At 65.2% G+C, this 20718-nt stretch carries 20 protein-coding genes; 12 read left to right on the top strand and 8 right to left on the bottom strand.

Annotated elements, in window-relative coordinates; translation table 11 throughout:
• Nucleotides 1-36: 36 nt before the first annotated feature.
• On the bottom strand, nt 37-1593 hold the full coding sequence (locus A7G45_RS23885) for a flavin-containing monooxygenase (RefSeq protein WP_260940678.1): 1557 nt from the start codon (nt 1591-1593) through the stop codon (nt 37-39).
• Between the two features lie 101 nt (nt 1594-1694).
• Here A7G45_RS23885 and A7G45_RS23890 point away from each other — a divergent pair, with 101 nt between their 5' ends.
• On the top strand, nt 1695-2312 hold the full coding sequence (locus A7G45_RS23890; RefSeq protein WP_052506346.1) for a TetR/AcrR family transcriptional regulator: 618 nt from the start codon (nt 1695-1697) through the stop codon (nt 2310-2312).
• Here the strand turns inward: A7G45_RS23890 and A7G45_RS23895 are convergent.
• Nucleotides 2309-3244 (bottom strand): cutinase family protein, encoded by a 936-nt coding sequence (locus tag A7G45_RS23895; RefSeq protein WP_260940679.1) that lies wholly within the window; start codon nt 3242-3244, stop codon nt 2309-2311. The genes A7G45_RS23890 and A7G45_RS23895 overlap by 4 nt on opposite strands.
• 182 nt (nt 3245-3426) lie before the next feature.
• On the opposite strand from A7G45_RS23895, the gene A7G45_RS23900 reads away from it, so the two are divergent.
• From A7G45_RS23900 to A7G45_RS23915, 4 genes are read left to right on the top strand one after another with little or no spacing between them, the layout of a single operon-like run.
• Nucleotides 3427-3552: a hypothetical protein gene (locus A7G45_RS23900; RefSeq protein WP_260940680.1), complete on the top strand. Its 126-nt coding sequence runs from the start codon at nt 3427-3429 to the stop codon at nt 3550-3552.
• Nucleotides 3553-3597: 45 nt separating this feature from the next.
• Nucleotides 3598-4932 carry an MFS transporter gene (locus tag A7G45_RS23905; protein ID WP_260940681.1) on the top strand — a complete coding sequence of 445 codons (1335 nt, stop codon included), beginning with the start codon at nt 3598-3600 and terminating at the stop codon, nt 4930-4932.
• Nucleotides 4929-6242: an ABC transporter substrate-binding protein gene (locus A7G45_RS23910; protein WP_260940683.1), complete on the top strand. Its 1314-nt coding sequence runs from the start codon at nt 4929-4931 to the stop codon at nt 6240-6242. The genes A7G45_RS23905 and A7G45_RS23910 overlap by 4 nt, the downstream gene beginning before the upstream one ends.
• A gap of 13 nt (nt 6243-6255) precedes the next feature.
• Nucleotides 6256-7419 (top strand): FAD-dependent oxidoreductase, encoded by a 1164-nt coding sequence (locus A7G45_RS23915; RefSeq protein WP_260940685.1) that lies wholly within the window; start codon nt 6256-6258, stop codon nt 7417-7419.
• A 15-nt stretch (nt 7420-7434) separates the two neighbouring features.
• Here the strand turns inward: A7G45_RS23915 and A7G45_RS23920 are convergent, their stop codons facing one another.
• The 4 genes from A7G45_RS23920 to A7G45_RS23935 all read right to left on the bottom strand — a co-directional run bounded on the left by A7G45_RS23920 (nt 7435) and on the right by A7G45_RS23935 (nt 12079).
• Nucleotides 7435-8106: a TetR/AcrR family transcriptional regulator gene (locus tag A7G45_RS23920; protein ID WP_260940693.1), complete on the bottom strand. Its 672-nt coding sequence runs from the start codon at nt 8104-8106 to the stop codon at nt 7435-7437.
• Complete coding sequence (gene fadD11 / locus A7G45_RS23925) at nt 8093-9892, bottom strand: fatty acid--CoA ligase FadD11 (RefSeq protein ID WP_260940694.1); 1800 nt, start codon at nt 9890-9892, stop codon at nt 8093-8095. Before fadD11 ends, A7G45_RS23920 begins: the two co-directional genes overlap by 14 nt.
• Nucleotides 9893-9965: 73 nt before the next feature.
• The gene (locus A7G45_RS23930) at nt 9966-10910 is read right to left on the bottom strand and encodes an alpha/beta hydrolase (protein WP_260940695.1); all 945 of its coding nucleotides are present in this window, start codon (nt 10908-10910) and stop codon (nt 9966-9968) included.
• 26 nt (nt 10911-10936) lie between these two features.
• Nucleotides 10937-12079, bottom strand: a complete 1143-nt coding sequence (locus A7G45_RS23935) for an acyl-CoA dehydrogenase family protein (RefSeq protein ID WP_260940696.1) — start codon at nt 12077-12079, stop codon at nt 10937-10939.
• A 171-nt stretch (nt 12080-12250) separates the two neighbouring features.
• On the opposite strand from A7G45_RS23935, the gene A7G45_RS23940 reads away from it, so the two are divergent.
• On the top strand, nt 12251-12874 hold the full coding sequence (locus A7G45_RS23940) for a TetR/AcrR family transcriptional regulator (protein WP_260940697.1): 624 nt from the start codon (nt 12251-12253) through the stop codon (nt 12872-12874).
• Nucleotides 12875-12905: 31 nt separating this feature from the next.
• Here the strand turns inward: A7G45_RS23940 and A7G45_RS23945 are convergent, their stop codons facing one another.
• On the bottom strand, nt 12906-13520 hold the full coding sequence (locus A7G45_RS23945) for a TetR/AcrR family transcriptional regulator (RefSeq protein WP_260940698.1): 615 nt from the start codon (nt 13518-13520) through the stop codon (nt 12906-12908).
• A gap of 96 nt (nt 13521-13616) precedes the next feature.
• Between A7G45_RS23945 and A7G45_RS23950 the strand changes: the two genes are divergently transcribed.
• The 6 genes from A7G45_RS23950 to A7G45_RS23975 are packed head-to-tail and all read left to right on the top strand — an operon-like array spanning nt 13617 to nt 20232.
• Nucleotides 13617-14510, top strand: coding sequence for a metal-dependent hydrolase (locus A7G45_RS23950; RefSeq protein ID WP_260940699.1), 894 nt, complete (start codon nt 13617-13619; stop codon nt 14508-14510).
• Nucleotides 14510-15583: a PDR/VanB family oxidoreductase gene (locus A7G45_RS23955; RefSeq protein WP_377042153.1), complete on the top strand. Its 1074-nt coding sequence runs from the start codon at nt 14510-14512 to the stop codon at nt 15581-15583. The genes A7G45_RS23950 and A7G45_RS23955 overlap by 1 nt, the downstream gene beginning before the upstream one ends.
• Nucleotides 15584-15639: 56 nt before the next feature.
• A complete protein-coding gene (locus A7G45_RS23960) occupies nt 15640-17094 on the top strand; it encodes an aldehyde dehydrogenase family protein (protein ID WP_260940870.1) in 1455 nt (484 codons plus the stop codon).
• Between the two features lie 2 nt (nt 17095-17096).
• Entirely contained in the window at nt 17097-18560 is a 1464-nt protein-coding gene (locus tag A7G45_RS23965) for a flavin-containing monooxygenase (RefSeq protein WP_260940700.1), read from the top strand.
• Nucleotides 18560-19444, top strand: a complete 885-nt coding sequence (locus tag A7G45_RS23970) for a short-chain dehydrogenase/reductase (protein ID WP_260940701.1) — start codon at nt 18560-18562, stop codon at nt 19442-19444. The genes A7G45_RS23965 and A7G45_RS23970 overlap by 1 nt, the downstream gene beginning before the upstream one ends.
• Nucleotides 19445-19479: 35 nt before the next feature.
• Nucleotides 19480-20232, top strand: a complete 753-nt coding sequence (locus A7G45_RS23975) for a nuclear transport factor 2 family protein (RefSeq protein WP_260940702.1) — start codon at nt 19480-19482, stop codon at nt 20230-20232.
• On the opposite strand, the gene A7G45_RS23980 is transcribed toward A7G45_RS23975, so the two are convergent.
• Nucleotides 20229-20456: a hypothetical protein gene (locus tag A7G45_RS23980; RefSeq protein WP_260940703.1), complete on the bottom strand. Its 228-nt coding sequence runs from the start codon at nt 20454-20456 to the stop codon at nt 20229-20231. The genes A7G45_RS23975 and A7G45_RS23980 overlap by 4 nt on opposite strands.
• Between the last annotated feature and the right edge of the window lie 262 nt (nt 20457-20718).

Raw genomic sequence — 20718 nt, forward strand, 5'->3', positions numbered from 1 at the left:
GCGGTTTTATCACGACCGCGTAAATGCCATTGTGCGCTAGACCCCTTGTTCCACAGCAACTCTGGTGCGACCGCGCTTGCGCGCGTCGGTCGTGTAGTCATAGCTGTCTAGATCAAATGTCTTGCTGGCCAACCAAAGAGACACCCCGGATACCGGCCGCACGAACGGCGCGTCGCCATGACGGTCGAAGTAGTAGCTGTTCGCCTGGGCGCAGCTGGGTTGCACGAAAACCGTGTGGGCAGCCTTCTTTCGCATGCTGCGCATGTACTCGTCGTGGGGTTCCTGCTTGACCGCCACACGAATGGCTCCGCGTCGACGGGCCTCCTGAAGACATCGCACGATGTGGCGGCACCCCGCTTCGATGATCGAGAACCACGAGGCGCCCGTCACCGACCACGGCCCGTTCATCAACCAGAAGTTCGGTGCGATCGGCGTCGAGACGCCCTCGTAGTTCTGATAGCGATTCTCGTCCCAGAACGCACCCAGCTCCACGCCGCCGAGCCCGACAACCGGGAACGCCGGCATGGCACCGAGCTGCAGAATATTGAAACCTGTTGCCAGCACCAGGGTATCGACAGCGTGCTCGATTTCGCGCCGTGCGCCGGTCTGCGGATCCTGCGTCTCGGTGATGATCCCGTGTTCGGTGATCCTGGCAATGGGATCGGTGACCAGATCGACGTCGTCCCGGTTGAACGTACTGAGGTAGGTGTTGGAGAATGACGGCCGCTTGCAACCGAATGCATATGCCGGAGTGAGCTTTTCGCGGACTTCGCGATCCTTGACCTGATTTGCGAGGTGCCGGCGGCAGACCTGCTCGATGCCGCGGACCAGGAACGGCAGCCGCGTGTGATAGACCACGCCGGCAGTGAAGATGAAGTCGGAGAGCACCGTCGTGACCATGCTGACCGCGTCCTGCGTGAACGGCACGGCCTCGAACATCCCCTGCACCCATTCCGGGATGGCGCCGTCGAACTTCGGCACCACCCAGATGGGTGTGCGCTGGTAGACGTCCAGGTGCGCGGACCGCTCGGCCAGCTGCGGCACGAGTTGTAGTGCGGTGGCGCCGGTTCCGATGACCGCAACCCGCTTCCCGTCGATTTCGACCGCGTCATCCCACCGCGCGGTGTGCACCAACTCTCCGCGGAAATCGTCGATGCCCTTGATGTCCGGATTCTTCGGCTGGTCGAGTGGGCCGACCGCACCGATCAGAAACCGGGCAATGATCAGGCCGCGGTCGGTGTGGACGTGCCAGACGTTCTCACGCTCGTCGAACACCGCGCGGTCGACCTTGGTGCGCAACTGAATATGCGGTCGTAGCCCGTACTTGTCCACGCAACTCTCGGCGTACTGCCGCAGTTCGGCACCGGGCGCGAAGAGCCGCGACCAGGAGGGGTTGCTCTCGAACGAGTACGAGTACGTGGTCGACGGAATATCAACGGCGACACCGGGGTACCGGTTGTGGTGCCATACTCCCCCGATACCGTCGGCGGCATCCAGGATCCGGAAATCCTCGAAGCCGGCCTTCTTGAGCTGAATCCCCAGTCCGATACCGGAGAATCCGGCGCCGACAACGACGATCTCGTGATCCACCATGACGATCCTTCTCCCCTTGAGGCGACGGCAAATGTGGTACATATTCGTACCAGGTGGTGCGGTACACGAACGTACCACGACCGTGGGGAAAGATGTCAAGGGTGCAAGAACGTCCGTCGCTGACTGCCGAGCCCGATAGCAAGGGGCACCGGCAGCGCCTGCTCGATGCGATGGCCGACTGCATCGTCGAGACCGGCTTCGCCCGCGTCACCGTCGCCGACGTGGTGCGGGTGGCCGCCACCTCACGGCGCACCTTCTATCAGCACTTCACCGACATCGAAGACTGCCTGAAGGCGCTCTACTCGGAGAGCGTCCGGATCATCATCGACGCCATTCGGCAGGCCATCGACCCGGCGGCCTCGAACGAAGACCAGGTCCGTGCCGCCGTCGAGGCCTGGATCGGCGTATGCGACCAGCGGCCCGCGCTGACCAGTGCGCTCACCCGAGATTTCGCCGCGCTCGGCCCCAAGAGCTGGGCCTTGCATTTTCAGTACGCCGAGGCCTACCGCGCACTCATCCAGAACCTCACGGAGACCGAGCAACTGCGCGAAACTGGCGCTGCCCCGGTGTCGTTGCTTCGGGTCGTCATGCTGCTGGGCGCGTTGAACGAGCTGTTGACCTTTGCTGTTCATCAGGGAATTCCGTTGCAGGACATGGTCGATGAAGCCGTCGATGTCGCGCTCATGATGCTGGGGACACCGCCGCAGGGGTCGCGCTAGACCAACCCCGGTACGGGAGACGACGATGTCGGCGCAGACACCGGCGGAACCGAACCGGGAGGCTGCAATCCGTAGCCCGCCTGCGGGCCGGGCGGCGTGCCGTAGGCCTGCGGAGGCCCGGGCGGCGTGCCGTAGGCCGGCGGCGGCCCCGGCAACGCACCATAACCAGCCTGCGGACCAGGCCCGGGCTGCGGGCCATACGCCGGGAACTGCGAGCCGTAGCCGGGCAGGGTCCGAGCCGTCCCGGCAAGAAGCGCGGAGGCCACGAAAGACGCTGCCTGGTCGGTGTACTCGGGGACGTAGCCCTGGGTGTGGCCGGTCCAGGAGTTGCCCGCACCCGCGTGACAAATCGGGTCTGCAGGGTTGCACAGGTCGATCGCCTTGGCGCTGAGCGGCGAATTCTGAGTCGGCGGCGCGCCACCGGTACGGTCGGCGACGTTGCCGAAAGTAGCAACCGCCGCAACATTTTTCACGTACTCGGACGGCAGCGGATCACCCCAGTTGACTCCGTCGAATCCCGCCACGATGTTGACCACACTCGCGCCTTGCGAGTAGCCGCCCAGGACGATCTTGGTGTTGGGACACTCGGCCACGGTGGACTTGACGCGAGCAATCGCGTCCTTGGCGCCCTCGCCACTGTGCCGCTGCGTGATCGTGGCCTTGTAGTTCACCGCGTAGGACCTGATGACCAGGCCGCTGGTCTTGCTACGGAGCGAATCGACGAGAGCATCACCGACACGGCCCATGCCCACCGGCTCGTCGGTGCCGCGCGCGAAGATGACTTCGGCGTCGGGGCAGTCGTCGGCAGCCGCCACGCTCGGGATGACGAGCGGGGCCGCGACGGTGAGCAGTACCGAGGCACTCAGGCCGGCCCAGCGGAGCACAGCAGACGCGCCAGCAGCGCCTGAGCTACGTACGTGGCGAAACAGCATCCTTGCATCTTACCCGCACGCAGGAAAGGAAGACAAACCTCTGACCAGCAAATACGTGCTGTTCAGCAATCAAGACTTCGGCGCCGCGTCCCGCCGTAGCGGGTTTCCGGCAAATCCCGCGGGCGGGGTTCTGGCCTCAGGCACCGAGGGCGCGCGAGGAGCTGACCGGTATAGTCGCTCGCGTGGGTGCTCGTTCTGACCAGGTTCCCGCACCCATGGTGCGGGCGTACTCGTCGTGCACCCCGTCTTTTCTCTCCTCGATCTGGAACCGCGCCCGCCTGGCGCCGTTGAACAAATTCGCGCGCTGATTCTCGCTGCCCGAACGTTCACCCTTCCAGTTCCTGTGATGAAAAATGAAGCCATCTCTCTACGCCGTTGCGGCGTCGCTATACCTCGCTGAGTACACCCTCTATTCGAATTCCTCGGCGACCGTTCTGCTGAACGCGTCGATCTCGGACTACTTCCACCTGTCCTACGGCGTGGCCGCCAACGTCGGCGTCGCCTTCCTCGCCGGGTTCTGTGCGACCCTGCTGCCGGCAGGCCTGCTGCTGCACCGCTGCCGGCCCGTCACGACGTTCTACGTCAGTTCGGCAACGCTCGCCGTACTCGGCATCGCCGCGAGCCTCAGTCCGGAGTTCTGGGTGCTCATCGTCATCCGGTTCCTGCAGGGCGCGACATCGGCATTGTTGGCGCCGCAGCTGTTCCGGATCGCGCGGCAACAGTTCTACCCGGATCACCACACGGCATTCCTCGGAACGTGGGGGCTCGTGGTGTCGGCGTCGGCGCTGTGTTCACCGTTGATCACCGCGGTGCTCAACGACGCGTGGGGGTGGCGGGCCTTCCCGTACGAGACGGTCCTGACCACCGCCGCGTCGATCCCGCTGTTGGCGTGGGGCGCACGCGCGCAGGCACCCGAGCCCGACGCTGAGCCCGAGAGGTCGCGCAGAGGAGCGACGTTGATCGTCGGCTTCGGGCTGGTGCAGGTCGTCATCTTCCTCGCGGCCGGGACGACGACCGAGCTGACGACCAAGGTGCTGTTGGGCGCGCTGGCGACGGTGCTGGGCGTCGGGGTGATCGGCGCCTGCCGGTGGTCGGGCGGCGACGGCGCCCGGCGGCCGATTCTGTACCGCAGTTTTCTGATCGTGTTCGCCGCGGGCATCGCGACCAACGTCTTCACGTTGGTGGTGATCTACGTCCTGCAACGGGTGCAGTTGTTCAGCTCCTACCGCGCGGCGCTGGTGCTGCTGCCGATGGCGGTCGTCGCGGGCCTCCTGCCGATCACCAAGTTCGGTCGCCCGGGCGAGGACGCGAAGAACACCCGGTTGGTGAGTTACGGGGCGGCTTGCCTGACACTGGCCGGATTCGGTGTCGCGGTGGCGGCCGATCACATCGGCTCGCTGCTGATCTGCGCCACCGTGATGGGCGGCGCCATGGGCTTTCTGTGGAGCTCGCTGGCCACGAACGTGCTGACCAATTCCGGCCGGGTCACGTTCGATTCCGCTGTCTACCACTATCTGCGTGCGTTGGGTGCGGCGATCGGGGTATCGGTCGGCGCGACGGCGATCGGCAGCTTCGATAGCCCGCACCGCCTGTTCGTTTTCTCCGGAGTACTGATCGCCGTCGTCGGCCTCGTCGCGTCCGCCGCGGCGCGGCCAGCGGTCTTTACGCGGGCCGGAGTCGCCCAGTGACGCACGACATCAGCTTCGCCTGGCCGCCCGGGCAACTCACCGTCGACCCTCGCCTGGCCTACAACGGCATCTCGAAAACCTATGCGCGACAGGCGTTCGAGAGCCTCGTAGACATCGACCCCGTGACCGCGCAGCTGCGGCCGTGGCTGGCGTCGTCGTGGTCTCGTCCCGATCCGCTGACGGTGAAGCTGACGATCCCGGCCGGTCGGCACTTCTCCGACGGTGTTCCGCTCACTGCCGATATGGTCCGAAACAGCTTCTGCGACATCATCAATGACCTTTCGGCGGCCACTCCCCTACCGTCGGCGATTGCCGGCCTGGCCGGGTTGTCCGGTATGGAATCGCGCGGCGAGACGGTCGTGTTCCGGTTCGATCGGCACAACGCCGCGTTCCTGCACAGCCTGGCCGGCGTGAACTTGGCGGTGAGCAAACCGTCAGCGGGTGGGATGCGTTTGGGCACCGGGTCGTGGGTGCCCGCCGGCGCAGGTTGCCTCACCGATGGCGAGCACCGGCTGCTGTTCACTGCGGGTGACGACGAACTCGCCGATGTGCACGCCGGGCCCGCAGACGGCTTCCGGACGGCAGCACTGCACAATCCGGGGATCAGTTATGGCCTGTGTCCCAACGTCTCTCGCGGGCCGCTCACCGATCCCCGAATCCGGCGCGCGCTGTCGCTGCTGATCGATCGCGAGCGACTGCGGCAGATTCTGGACTCGTGCGGCTACACCGTGGCCGGCTCGGTGCTCACGCCGACCGCACTGCACTACCTCGATTGCTCAGCGCAGCTGGCGCACGATCCGGCAGCGGCCCGGGGACTACTCGATGCGGCCGGAGCCGACGGGTTGCGGTTCGAGGTGGTGTTCAACAGCTCGTTCTCCCCCGTCGACGCCGAACTGCTGTCCGCGGTGGCCGACCAGTGGGCCGGGCATGGCATCGAGCTGGTGCCGCACAACGTCGACTTCGGCGAACTCCGGTCGCGGCAGCAGTCCGGAGCCTACGATTTCCGGTTCTTCTATTACACCGCAATAGATCCCGATGCGCTGCGGTATCAGTTCGCGGTCGACCAGCGCAACGCGATGTGTCGCGCGGAACGCGGTCGGCTCGACGACCTGTTCGACGGTCAACTGCACTGCTCCGACCCCGCTGGGCGCCGAAAGCTGGTGCACGACATACAGCAATTGATCATCCACGACGGACTGTGGCTGCCGATCTGCAACGTGCGCACCGTCGTCAGCCACCGACCGGAAGCGGTGCCCCGGCTTGCCCTCGACGCCGAGGGCCTGGCGCGCTTCACTCATCCCAGAACCTGAAAGGCACTCAGTCGTGTCCGATCACCACACCACCGCACCCATCGTCGTCGGCGCGGGCCTCGGCGGCCTCGCCGCAGCGATTGCGTTGCGCAACAACGGCCACCACGCCATCGTGGTGGACAAGACCCGTGAGCTCGGCGAGGTCGGCGGCCCACTCGGGATCTCGCCGCCGACGCTGCGGTTGTTCGAAGAATGGGGAATGCTCGACGAGTTCAACCAGATATCTTCGGCAACAAGATATTTCGAGACCCACGATCAGGCCGGTCACGTGGAATCTGTGGCCGATTACGCCGCCACCCCGAACATCGGTTCCGAGCACGGACGGTTCGGGTACGCCGACGCCGAGCTGTCGCCGCGCACCGTCCACCGGGCTGATCTGCACGCCCTCATGGTGGCCCATCTGGGCCGGGACCAGGTGCGCCTACGGCACCGACTGACCGGGCTCGTCGAGCACGACGATCATGTCGCGCTCACGTTCGTCGACGGCGCCGTCCTGCGGACGCCGCTGGTGATCGGCGCCGACGGGCTGCGCTCCACCGTGCGAACGCTGTTCAGCGATGACGAAATCAATTACTGCGGTTCGGTGATCTTCCGCGCGGTCAGCCCGGTGGACTGCCTGGACAGTCGACCGAATGACCGTCTGCGCTCGTGGCATTCGGCCGACTACGCCAAACACGTCATCGCGATGCCGGTACGCGCGGGCCGCCAGGTGGCGGTCGACGCGACCCTCGGCGTCGACGAGCCACCGCTGCACCAGTGGTCGGCGCGTGCGGATCTGACGGCGCTGGCCCGGCAGTTCGACGATTTCGAGCCCGTGGTGGGCCGGCTGATCCGTGGCGCAACCGGGCCGGTGTACATGCACCCGGTTTACGACCGGGACCCCATCGCACGCTGGACCACCGCCCGCATCGCGCTGCTCGGCGATGCCGCACACCCGATGACACCCTTCGGCGGACAGGGCGCCAATCAGGCGATCCAGGATGGTGCGGAACTCGCTCGCCAGCTCGCCGATGCTGAGGACGGTGACGTCGCCGCGGCACTCCTGCGGTATCAGGCTGTCCGGACGGAACAGACGGCGGAAATCCAGCGCTCGGCGCGACAGCTCGCGTCGCGGAGAGCGACCATCGCGCTGCGGCTGACCGACGTGCTGGTCGGCAACACCGACTTCAGCCCGTAGACCCAGAGCTCTGGATCAGCGACAGCCCCAGAAGGCGTGCAGCCACAGCTGCTCGATGGCGTGCAATGCCCTCGGAAGATCATCGGCCGATCGGACGAACGCGGTGTCGCCGCTGACGGCAAACCGCGTGGTGGCCGACAGGATGCGCACGAGTGCGGCAGTGTCGTCGACGATCGGCGCGGCGGTGCCGGCCGCGACTTCGGCAGCGATGTTCTGCTGCACCACCGCGATCACTGCGTCACTGAGTTCGTCGGTGATCGCGCGAATCTCGGCATCGGTCTGCCTGGCAGCCTGGCAAGCCGCCATCACTGGGTCATTGCGCGAAGTCACGGTGGCCAGGGTGCCGACCATTCTCGACACGAACATTTCGGGCGATTCCTGCTGAGTCCTGGGCGCGAAGTGGTCAGTCAGTTCGTCGAGTTCCGTGACGGCGGCTCGCAGCATGGTCGCCAATACGGCGTGTTTGGAATCGAAGTAGAAGTAGAAGCCCGATCGGGTAATGCCGGCGCGGGCGGTGATCGCACTAACGGAGATACTCTCGAAACTGTTGGTGCTCAGTAGTTCTCGGGTGGCGTTGAGGATCGCATCCCGCTGCAGGTCTCCGCGCCGAACGGAGGAGGCGGCACGGTAGGCACCGCGGCGTCCCTGACCATTCCCGGCGGCATCAGCAGGGTCAGCCCGGTTCATGAACGCCACGAAGGGGTTCTGGACCGTAGAGGTCGTCAATGTCGTCGGCGTATTTCTCGGCAACGACTCTGCGCTTGAGCTTCATGGTGAGCGTGAGCTCCTCTCCGCCGGGCTCCCAGAACGTTGGCAGGATGCGGAACCGCTTCACCTGCTCGACGCGGGCCAGCCGACCGTTCCCGGCGGCGACTCCGGCGCAGATTTGTTTGACCACAACAGGATCAGCGACGAGCGCAGCTGCCGACGCATCAGGCAGGTTGCGCTGCGCAGCATAGGTTGATGCGCTCTCGGCATCGAGCACAATGAGCGCGGTGTTGTAGGGGCGGCCATCGCCGATGACAGCCATCGCTCCGATCAGTGGGGTCGCCGCTTTGATGGCGTTCTCGATATTGGTGGGTGACATGTTCTTGCCGGCCGAATTGATGATGAGTTCTTTCTTGCGGTCCACGATCCGGAGGAAGCCGTCGTCGTCGATGGTGACGACGTCGCCGGTATGCAACCAACCATCGGCGTCGATGACCTCGGCGGTCTTGTCGGGCTCGCCACGGTAGCCCTTCATGACCAGCGGTCCTCGGACCAGCAACTCACCGTCCGCGGCGATGCGCCCCTGCATGCCCGGAACCAGCTTTCCGACGGTGCCCAGTTTGGCCTCCCGTGGGTGGGTGACACTGCAGATGCAGGAAAGCTCGGACATGCCCCAGATCTCGGCGATCGGAACGCCGAGGCCGGCGAAGAAACCGAGCGTCTCAGGCGGGATCGGCGCCGCCCCCGACAATGCCCACCGAACCCGGTCCAGCCCCAGTTTCGCGCGGATTTTCGACAGCACCAACTCATCGGCACGTGCCCATTCGGCAGCGATGTCCGCGGGGACCAGCTGACCGGCCAGTTCGTATCGGCTACGGTCTGCGGCCACCTCGAGTCCCCAGCGCAGCCCTTGCCTACGCACTTCGTCCGACTCGCTGTCGACGCTGAGTTCGATTGCCGCCTTGAGCTTTTCCCATACTCGCGGCACCGCACCCCACACCGTCGGGTGCAACTCAGCCAGAGCCGCTGCGATCAGTTTGGCATCCGCGACGACGGTCACCTGGGTGCCCAGGACCTCCTGGACGTACAGCGCGGTCAACCGGTCGGCGATGTGCGCCGTCGGCATGAACGAGGTGATGGTGTCGCCGAATCGGAGTTCCAGGACCTCATCGATTGCCTGCACCTGGAACAACAGATTCGCGTGGGTGGTCTCCACACCTTTAGGGCTGCCGGTGGTTCCCGAGGTGTAGATCAGTGTCGCCACATCGTCTGGTTGGACGGCGCGCCACGCCGCGTCGAAGTCGAAATCGTCTGCGCCACCGGCAAGCAACGCCGACATCGATATCGTTCCGGCCGGCGCCTCGTCGACACATACGACGTGCTCGGGCGCTGCCCCACTGGCCCGGATCCGTTCCACGTACTGGGGTTCACAAATGATCACCCGCGCACCGGCATTGCCCAACACGTGGCCGAGTTGCTCGGCTGAGAGCGTGTTGTACACCGAGAACGACGTGGCGCCGAGATGCTGCGCGCCAACCTCCAACGGGTAGAACTCGATTCGGTTGGCCATCATCAGGGCCACGGTGTCGCCCCGTCTGATTCCCAGCGCAGCCAGTCCGGCGGCGGCCCGGCGCACGAGTTCGGCGTACTGCCGCCAGGTCATGGTGTGGGTATTTCCTGGCGTCCGCAGCGCCACCGCATCAGGGTCGACGGACGCGGTGTACTGAAACGCGGCCGGCAGCGTCGTGATAGCTGTCTCAGGCATGACTTCCTCAACTGTCGTGATGTCGAATCATGGTGGAATTTCAGGGAAGCGCGCGAGCCGGAAACCCGGGCTGTCACATCGCAGGTCGTTGCGCGGACCCGGTGATCGATGCCAGGAATTGAGCGGCTGCGCGATAGGCCATGCGCGATTCGGGTACCACGACGGGTAGCGCCTGAAAGACATGGATTTGATCGGGCCACATCTGCAATTCGCACGTGGCACCGGCACGGTGGAACCGGTCCGCCAATTCAACCGCGTCACCGCCGAGCAGTTCGGTAGTACTGGCTTGAATCAGCGTCGGCGGCAACGACATACCGGCTGCCGGCTGCAGGTCATGGGGACCGCCGTCGCCGTCAAGGTAGTGCGCGACTGCGGCCCGCGCGACGGACATGGACAGGATGCCCTCGTCGACGGCCCCGTCGTGGACTTCGGCGATCGACAGGCTGAGATCGGCCATCGGCGAGAACAGCATCAGCGCCGCCGGCTCAGGAAGTCCTGCGCGGGCGTTGGCGATGACGAGGTCGGCGGCCAGGTAGCCGCCCGCCGAGTCGCCCGCGACCACGATCTGGTCAGGCCGGTAGCCAAAGCGCAGCAGCCAACGATAGGCGGCATCGACGTCGTGCGGTGCGGCCGGAAAGGGATGCTCGGGTGCCAGCCGATACGCGAGCCCGAACACCGGTGCACGAAGCGCGGTCGAAAGCCGCGATGTCACACCGCGATACGCACGTGGCGACCCGGCGACGAAGCCGCCGCCGTGCACATACAGCACGACGATGTCATCTCGGCTCGCTTTCGGGCCCCTGACCCATTCGCCGCGAACGTCGCCCTCATCCACCAGTTCGATCCGGGTACCGCCGAGAGTGGGAGCGGAGGCCCGCAGGCCGCGCTCCAGGAGCTGCCGCACAACCGGAACCGTGCCGGCATTCACCGGCGCGGCAGCGGCCACCCGCCGGATCGTCAACGCCGACAACCCTCGCAGCGCCCGGGCGCGAACCGAACCACGTTGAGGCTCCGGCATGCGATGTTGTTGTGGCGTACACATGGTCACAGCCCAAGGGTTTTGGCGATGATGTCGCGTTGAATCTCGCTGGTGCCGCCCACGATCGTGCCCACGACGGTGGCGCGCAACATCTCCTCCATGCCGTATTCGGAGGCATAGCCGTAGCCGCCCATCATCTGCACACCCTCCAGCGCGGCATGTTTGGCCAGCTCGGTGGTCTTCAACTTGACCATGGACGCCTCACGCGGCAGCAGCCTGTCGGGATGCTCGTCAACACGTTGCGCCACGTCATAGACGAGCAGCCGTGCGGCTTCCAATTCCATTGCCAAATCAGCCAATCGGTGCGACAACGCCTGAAACGACCCGACCGGCTTGCCGAACTGGGTGCGTTGTTTGACGTACGCCAGGGTGTCATCGAAGGCGCGCTGGGCCAGACCCAGGAACATCGCGCCGATGATGATCCGCTCGATGTTGAGTCCGGCGACCAACTGCCCCCAACCCTGACCCTCAACACCGACCAGCCGGTCCTCGGGCACGAAGCAGTCGGTGAGGTAGATGTCGTTGACTTCCCGGCCACCCATCGTCTCGATCTGCCGGATCTCCATGCCCGGGCTGCCCGTCGGCACCGAAAACATCGAGATACCTTCGTGTTTGGCGCCACCGTGCGACGTGCGCGCAACGACAACCACGTAGTCGGCGAGGTGCACGTTGGAGCACCACGTCTTCTGTCCATTGAGCACGTAGCCACCGTCGACCTTGTCGGCGCGGCAGGTCAGCGACGCCACGTCCGAGCCCGATCCCGGTTCACTCATCGCGATGGAGGTGACCACACCGGTGGTCACCCCGCCGAGGACCTGACCTTTGAGGAAGTCGCTGCCGAACTTCAGATAGGTGTGGGAGACGATGAGGGTCACCGGGAAACTCGACAGAGGCGCCCGGCCCCGCGACATTGCCTCCACGAACAGACACGCGTCGAAAAGGCTGCCGCCGGAACCTCCGTACTCCTCGGGGATCGACAGTCCCAGCCATCCCAGCGCAGCCATGTCGGTGGCGATCTTGGTGCTGTGCAGCTCTTTTCCGCCCTCGGTGAGCGCCAGCCGCTGCTCGCGGGTGTCGCAGTGCTTCTGGCAGAAATCCCGCACAGTCCGCACCAGATCGTGCTGTTCTTCGGTGAGTTGCAGGCTCATTTCATCTCTTTCTTTCCAGGTCGTCGATCAACTCGCGCGCCGTGACATCCGGGGGAGCAGGTGAAACCGCCTTCTATAGGAAGCGTATGTTTCCTATAGAATTGACTGATGTCAAGCCAGTCGACCAGACCGTCGTTCACGTCCCGTCATGGTCACTGCGAAAATCGGCTGGTGAGCTCACCGACCGAGGACTTGTGGCGCGGCCAGTCGTCTGCCGCCCGTGCCGCCGAACGACGCGAACGGCTACTCGCAGCGGGGACGGAGTTGTTGGGCACCCTCGGTGCGCCGGAAACGACGGTGCGGGGCGTATGCCGTGATGCCGGCGTGGGGCTGCGCTACTTCTACGAGAGCTTCCGCGACGTGGACTCGTTGCTGGTCGAGGTGTACGACCGCGTTGCAGATGCGCTGACCGCGCAGGTTCTCGAAGAGGTGCTCACGGCCCCCGCCGATCCACGGGCTCGCGCACGAGTGGCCTTCGGAGCGGCACTCGCCTTCATCACCGAAGACCCTCGGCGTGGGCGCATCCTGTTCCGCGAAACCGTGGCCAATGACGCACTGCGTGAGCACGGCGCCCAGACCGTGCCGCGATTCGTCTCCCTCGTCGCCACCGCGCTGACCGACGAATCCGAGAGCGGAACGGCGGTTGACGACAACCGCCGCGCGCTTCAGATCAGTGCGCTCTCCGGTGCATTGGTGAAGCTGTTTCTCGACTGGCTGTCGGGCCAGCTGAGCATCTCGCAGGACCAGCTCGTCGACTACTGCACTGAAGTGATGTGGTCGATCATCGGCAACTGATGATGTTCTTGCCGACCGCTACACCCGGGCGTCAGGGGTTGATGATCGGCATCAGGTAGGTGCGCGCGAATGCGCTGAGTTCTTCGTCGGATTCCAGTGGGACCAGGCCGGCGCGAGTCAAGACCAGCGAATGGACGATCCGGCAGACGATCTCGGCGCGCGCCTGGATGTCCGGCGTCTCGGGCAGCAATCCGTCGCGGATCGCCTGCCGGAATACCGCTTCGGTCACCGCGATGGACGTGGCGAACGTCGATGCACCATCCGTCGTCAGCCGCGGCAGGACCCGCTCGGGCTCCAGCGCCAGCATTCGAGTGACGAGCGGATGACTGCGCCACCGCGTGATGACGGTGACGAAGATGTCGGCCACGAGATCGGCCACATTGTCGTGGCGCGCGGGGATGGCGGCCAGCTCGGCGAGGACGCGCGCGACCTCCCGGTCGTACACCGCCGCGACCACGTCGTCGCGTGAACCGACGCGACGGTAAACGGTGACGCGGTCGACCCCGGCCTGCCGGGCAATGTCTTCGATGGTCGTCTTCTTGACACCGACCTTCTCGAACTGAACGAGCGCAGCATCAAGGATGCGGGCCCGTACAGAGTCGTCGGTCTCCGGCGCATCTGTCGAGGTGACAAGTGCCGAGGTCATGCCGCAACGGTAGCAAGAACCAGACCAGTGCAACATATCGAGGAATTTTGTTGCTGCAACATTGCAATCAATCTTGTTGCATCGTACAGTTCGATCATGGCTGAATCGGCCGGCGCGACGAGGCGCCGCTACCGCAAGGAAGAGCACGCGATCAACGCGCGCGACGTCCACTTCGACTTCGGCTCGGTGCCGATGCACTACATCCCCAATGAGGTTTTTGCCACCCACATCGTCAACGTCATGCACTTGGTGCTCCCCGAAGGCGAGCGTGCGATGGCCAAGTGTTTGGCCGAAGCGATGCCGTATATCGATGACGAGCGGCTCCGTGAAGAAGTAGCCGGTTTTGTCGGGCAGGAGTCGATGCACGCCAGCAGCCATGCCGGCGCTCGCGAGCATCTGCAGTCGATAGGCCTCGACGTCGACTCGATGGTGCGGGCTTTCTCGTGGTTCGTCGATCGGATCCTCGGCGATCACGGTCTGTCCGGGCGCGCCAAGGAGGAATGGCTCAAGGAACGGCTCGGCCTGTTCGCCGGGATGGAGCACTACACCGCCGTCATCGGCGAGTGGATGCTGGAGAACGACAAGTTGGCAGAACTCGGCATGGACCCGACGATGCTGGATCTGGTCAAGTGGCACGGCGCCGAAGAGGTCGAGCATCGCAGCGTGGTCTACGACGCCTACATGTATGTCGATGGCAGTTACGCACGCAAAGCACGGACTGCCGTCGTCGCAAGCGCCACCCTGCTGACCACCTTCTTACTGTCGTCGGTGTACCTGTACGCGAAGGACCCTGAGCCGGACAAGGGCCGCATGTGGCCGGTGCAGTTCGTGAGCGCGACGGTGCGCGGGATCGTGCCCAACTTCGCAACCTTCTTCACCGAGCTCCCGCGCTACCTGCGGCCGGGTTTTCACCCGTCGCAACTCGGCCCGATGGACTCGGCATTGCGCTACCTCGCGCATTCGCCGGCCGCGCGCGCGGCCGGTCGCTGATGGAAAGCCCCACGGTGACAGAGGAATTCACGCCGCCCGCACCCCTGCGCATGTTCGGCGCCGCCATGGACGTGTACAAGCAGGTGTTCGTCGGCCCGACCGCTCCCCTGTTCTCTCGCCCGAACCCTTTACGGCGCAATGGATTCGAGCTCGACGTCCGAATCGAGGCGGTGCAGGTCGAGGCACAGGACGTGGTGAGCCTGACACTGCGATCGGCCGACGACGCGCAACTGCCGGCCTGGACGCCTGGCGCACATCTGGACGTGTTCCTACCCTCAGGCAAGCAGCGGCAGTACTCGCTGTGCGGCAACCCGAACGATCGCTCCCGGTACCGGATCGCCGTGCGCCGCCTTCCCGATGGCGGCGGCGGATCACTCGAGGTGCACGGCGCGCTTTCGGTGGGCGACATGATTCGGGTGCGCGGCCCCCGCAACGCGTTCACCTTTGTCGAGGCCCCAACCTACTTCTTCGTCGCAGGCGGCATCGGCATCACGCCCATCCTGCCGATGGTCAAGGCGGCCGACGCCGCGGGCGTGCCGTGGAAGATGGTCTACCTCGGCCGATCACGGACGACGATGCCGTTTCTGGACGAGCTGCAGGCTCTGACCGGCGGTGAACTCGATATCAGGCCAGACGATGAGTTCGGCGCTCCCGATATCAGCGTGCTGATCGGCAGAGCCGAAGCCGATTCCGCGATGTATGTGTGTGGCCCGCCGCCGGTGCTCGATGCCGCGCAGCGCACCGCATTCACCGCCAACCCGACCGGATCTCTACACACCGAGCGGTTCTCGGCGCGGCCGGTAATCGACGGTAGGGAGTTCGACATCACGCTGGCACGCGCCGGCGCGACCGTCCGAGTCGGCGCCGAGGAGACGGCACTGGCGGCCATCCGGCGCGAGCTACCCGGTGCCGCCTACTCCTGCCAGCAAGGGTTCTGCGGCACGTGCAAGGTGAGAGTCCTTGCGGGTCAGGTGGACCACCGCGACCGGACGTTGCCCGACACCGAACGGGATGCCTACATGCTGACCTGCGTCTCACGCGCGGCCGGCGACTCCCTCGTACTCGACCTCTGACCTAAGGACCAACAGTGGCCACGCTGACGAATACCCGTACCAGACAAAAGGTTTCGATGTTCGACGTCCGCAATCCGGCGACCGGAACGACGGTGGGCACGTATCCGGTGCACACCGTCGCCGAGGTGGATGCTGCCGTACACCGTGCGCACCGGGCCGCCGACTGGTGGGGCGCAATGGGATTCGTGGAACGGGCCAAGTACCTCGACGCATGGCGCGCGGAGATCACCCGGGGCCGGGCCGACCTGGCCCAGGTCATGCACGACGAAATGGGCAAGCCGATCTCGGACGCCAAGCTCGAGATCGCAATGGCGCTCGAACACCTCAAGTGGGCGGCGCGCAACGCCGAGAAAGTGCTCGGCCGCAAGCCGGTGCCCTCCAGCCTGCTGACGATCAACCAGGCGGCATGGGTGGAGCACCGCCCGTTCGGCGTTGTCGGCGTGATCGGTCCGTGGAACTACCCGGTGTTCACCCCGCTCAGTTCGGTCGCGTTCGCGCTCGCCGCCGGCAACACTGTGGTGTTCAAGCCGAGCGAATACTCCCCCGGGGTCGGATTGTGGCTGGCCGCCGCATTCGCGAGAGTGTCACCCCAACAATCGGTACTGCAGGTGGTGACAGGGCTCGGCGAAACGGGCGCAGCGCTCTGTCGCAGCAACGTCGGCAAGATCGGCTTCACCGGTTCCACCGACACCGGCAAACGGGTCATGGCGGCATGCGCGGAACGGCTGACCCCGGTGCTGATGGAATGCGGCGGCAAGGACGCCCTGATCGTCGACGCTGACGCTGACCTCGACGCCGCAGCGGATGCCGCGGTGTGGGGCGGGATGTCCAACGCGGGTCAAACCTGCCTCGGCGTCGAGCGCGTCTACGTCCACGAAGCCGTCTATGCGGAGTTCGTGGACAAGCTCATGGGGCTGGCCGGGGGGCTTCGGGCCGGCGGCGACGCCAAGATCGGCCCGATCACCATGCCCAAGCAGATCGACGTGATCCGGCGCCACATCGAGGATGCGATAGCGCGTGGCGCGACGGCACTGCTCGGCGGAATCGACGCGATCGACGGTCAGTTCGTACAGCCCACCATCCTGGTCGACGTGCCCGAGGACGCCCTCGCTGTCACTGAGGAAACCTTCGGGCCCACGCTGACCGTCGCCAAGGTCGCCGACATGGACGAGGCGATCAAACGCGTCAACTCCGGGTCCTACGGGCTGGGCGGCACCGTGTTCTCCCGCCGCAACGGGCGCCAGATCGCGGACCGGATCCGCGCCGGCGGAACCTCGATCAACGCGTTCGTCGCCCACGCCACGATCCCGACCCTGCCGCTCGGCGGCGTCGGCGGCTCCGGCTTCGGCCGCGTGCACGGCCCCGACGGCCTCAGAGAATTCACCTACGCCAAGGCGACGACGCAGCAGCGTTTCCCCTCGCCTCTGGCACTGACCACATTCGCGCGCAGCACCACGATCGACGCCGTTGTCGACCGACTGGTTTCCTTGCTGCACGGAAGGAGCCGATAGCCATGGCAGCACAAGCCGAACACAGACACATCGCCATCGTCGGCGCAGGCTTCGGCGGCATCGGGCTCGCGATCAAGCTGCGCGAAGCGGGATTCGACGATCTGGTCGTCCTGGAACGCGCAACCGACCTCGGTGGCACCTGGCAGGCGAACACCTACCCCGGCTGCGCCTGCGACGTGCCTTCACACCTCTACAGCTATTCGTTCGCGCCCAACCCGAACTGGTCGCGCACGTACGGCCAGCAGAAAGAGATCCTCGAGTACATTCGATCCGTCGCGACGAAACACGATGTGGTGCGCCATATTCGATTCGGCGCGGAATTGCTCGGCGCGCGTTGGGACGAATCAGAGTCGCTGTGGCACATCGACACCGGTGCCGGCGCGCTCACCGCGGATTTCCTGGTCTCCGCCACTGGCGCGTTCGCGGAGGCCAAGTACCCGTCGCTGCCGGGACTGGATACGTTCGCGGGCAAGGCCTTTCACTCGCTGCACTGGGACCACGAGCACGACCTGACCGGCGAGCGGGTTGCCGTGATCGGCACCGGCGCCTCGGCCGTACAGTTCGTACCGGAGATCCAGCCGAACGTCGCCGCACTCACCGTGTTCCAGCGCTCGGCTCCCTGGATCGTCCCGCGCATGGACCGAACCACAGCAGGCTTGGAACGCGCCCTGCTGCGCAATCTTCCGTTGACGGGCAAGGTGATTCGCGGAGCCTGGTACTCGGTGATCGAGGCGCTCGGGCTCGTCGGGTTTGTCGACACCCGGTTCCGCTACCCCTACGAGGCGCTCGGCCGATTCCAGTTGTTGCGGCAGGTCTCCGACCCGGAGCTGCGCAAGAAGCTGACACCGGACTACATGCTGGGCTGTAAGCGCGCGATCTTCGCCGATGCGTACCTGCCCGCCCTGGCCAAGGACAACGTCGAGGTCGTCACCGACGGCATCGCCGAGGTTCGACCGCACTCGATCGTGACCCGCGCCGGCGTCGAGATCCCGGTGGACACCATCATTTACGGCACCGGTTTCGAACCGATCCCCGCGGCCTATGACCGCATCATCGGCCCCGTGGGCGTCTCGATCGGCGACCTGCAACGCAAACAGCGCCAGACCTATCTGGGCGCCACCGTCGCCGGTTTCCCGAACTTCTTCTGCACCCTCGGCCCGTTCGGTGCGGCGGGTAACCAGTCGGCGATCTTCATGATCGAGTCACAGATCACCTACATCGTGGATGCGCTGACGACGATGCGCACCGCGGACGCACACCGCGTCGAGGTACGCCAGGAGGCACAGGACGCCTTCCTCGATGAGATGGAACGCCGCAGCACCTCGACGGTGTGGCTGACCGGGGGCTGCCAGAGCTACTACACCACCCCGGATGGCCACAACTCGGGGCTCTACCCCAACTGGAGCTTCGAATACCGCAGCCGGACAAGCAAATTCGACGTGGACGCGTACGAGGTGACAGCGTAATGGATATCGGCCAGCTCAACCCGCTCAGCTGGGTATCGGGGACGACCTACGACGTCAGCGGCAAGACCGTGTTGATCACCGGCGCGGGTCAGGGCATCGGCTGGGAACTCGCGAAGCTGTTGTACCGCCGCGGTGCGCGGGTTGCCATCGTCGATGTCGACGAGAGCAGCGCGGAGGCCGCCGCCCGGCAGCTCGGGCCCTCTGCACTGGGGCTCGGGGCCGATGTCCGCGACCGCGAGCTCATGGAGAAGATCGCCACGCGAGTCGTCGAACACTTCGGCCGCCTCGACGTCGTCGTCGCCAACGCCGGCGTGACGCCCGAGCCGGCGACACTGCGCACCATGGACGCTCATGATTTCGACCGCGTCATGGGCATCAACCTCACCGGAGTGTTCAACACGCTGCGCCCGGCACTCGACCACGTGATCGCGGCCAACGGACACGTCGTCGTCGTCTCCTCGTGCGCGGCATTCGCTCCGGGTATGGGCGGCGCGACGTACATGATGAGCAAAGCCGCAGTCGAACAGCTCGGACGCGCCCTGCGGGTCGAACTCGCCGCGGTCGGCGCGAGCGCCGGCATCGCCTACTTCGGCGTCGTAGAGACCGCGATGACGCATGACATGCTCGACAAAGACGATCTGGGCGTCGAACTCGGCAGTCTGTTGCCGTGGCCCCTGAACGTGCGCATCACCGCAGCACAGGCCGCGAAGGTGATCGCCGACGGGATCGGGCGCCGGGCTGCCCGCACCATCGCGCCCAGCGGCTGGGAGCCGTATGCGTTGCTGCGCGGCGCGATCAACGTGGGGCTCGACAGCTGGCTCGCGGGAAATGCGAAGGTGCAGGAGCTGATCCGCGCGGTCGAGCGCCGGGCCGGCCAAGTCTGACGACCATCCGACAACCGATCCAAGGAGCGTTGCGCATGTTCAATGAAGAACTGTTTCAGAAGGCTCTCGCCCAACCGCGGCTGCGGCAGCCGCTGCCGGAATTCCTGGCCGGTAACCGGTCAGGCGGCAAGGTACCTGTCTTGGGCGAGGACGAACTGACGGCCATGACCCAGCGGTGGTTCGATGACTTCGAGCGAAAAGTCGCACACTACAAGAACTTCGGGATCGACGTCGCCTGGCTGATCGAGTGGGCCAAGAAGTACTGGTGGAGCTGGCTGATGCGGGACATGTCGCTCAACGACGAGCTGTATACCCAGGACCTCCGCTACAAGGACCCCACCACCTTCGGCCGGACGCTGGTCGGGCTGGACGAGTTCGTGAAGTACAACTTCGCATTCTTCGACGCCATACCCGATTGGCGCTACGACCCGCTGCCGGGACAGGTCTACATCGACATCACACCCGAAGGTGAGACCCGAATCGTCATCCGGTACATCGGAAGTGGGCACTTCGACGGGTCGCTGCGGTTCTATCCGTACGACGAAACCGCGCCGACGGTCCATGGCATCGGAACCTTCGTTCAGTGCACCGCCGTCGACCGCTATCACTTCAACTCCGATGGGCTGATGTACGAGGGCGAGACGCTGTTCGATCTCCTCGACGCGCTGCAGTCAGCCGGCGTCGTACCCGCCGACGACAGTTGGCAGTTCAAGACACTCATGCAGGCGTCACGGGTGCCGGCCATCGTCCAGAAGCTGCGCCGCAGCGTTCCGATACTCGGTCGCTAGGCTCCGGCGACGGCTGTCCGGGTGAACCAGTGACGGAAGCGCGCCCGCCGCGTCTGGTGCTCATCTCCGGTCACCTCGGTCCAGCACCCCGCGTCATAGCTCGTGGTCTTCGGAGCTCCGAGTCGAACGATCTCCAGCGATCCATCGTCGTGTTTGATGTAGCGGTCGGCGAAGCGGGAAAACTCGTCAATTGCCCCGCCGTCGCACGTTACGCGTACGGTCATGGTTGAAATCCGATCTATTAAAGATGTAGTTCTCGCAGCTCATTCCGACTGCGAGTGAATCAGCCTGCGGCTGAACGGGTTTGGCGTCCCGGGATGTCGGATTATCGTCTGCCATAACCGCATCGCACTTGATGCGGTACCGAATTGGTGCGCCCGACATCGCTGCGGGAGGGTGGTGGCGTCATTGCGACGCTCCGATCTTGACCGCGAATCGGCCAGATTCTTCAACTCGGCGACGAAACGGCTTCGAACAGCCGTATGC

The organism is Mycolicibacterium llatzerense (assembly GCF_025331195.1).
Taxonomy (GTDB): domain Bacteria; phylum Actinomycetota; class Actinomycetes; order Mycobacteriales; family Mycobacteriaceae; genus Mycobacterium; species Mycobacterium llatzerense.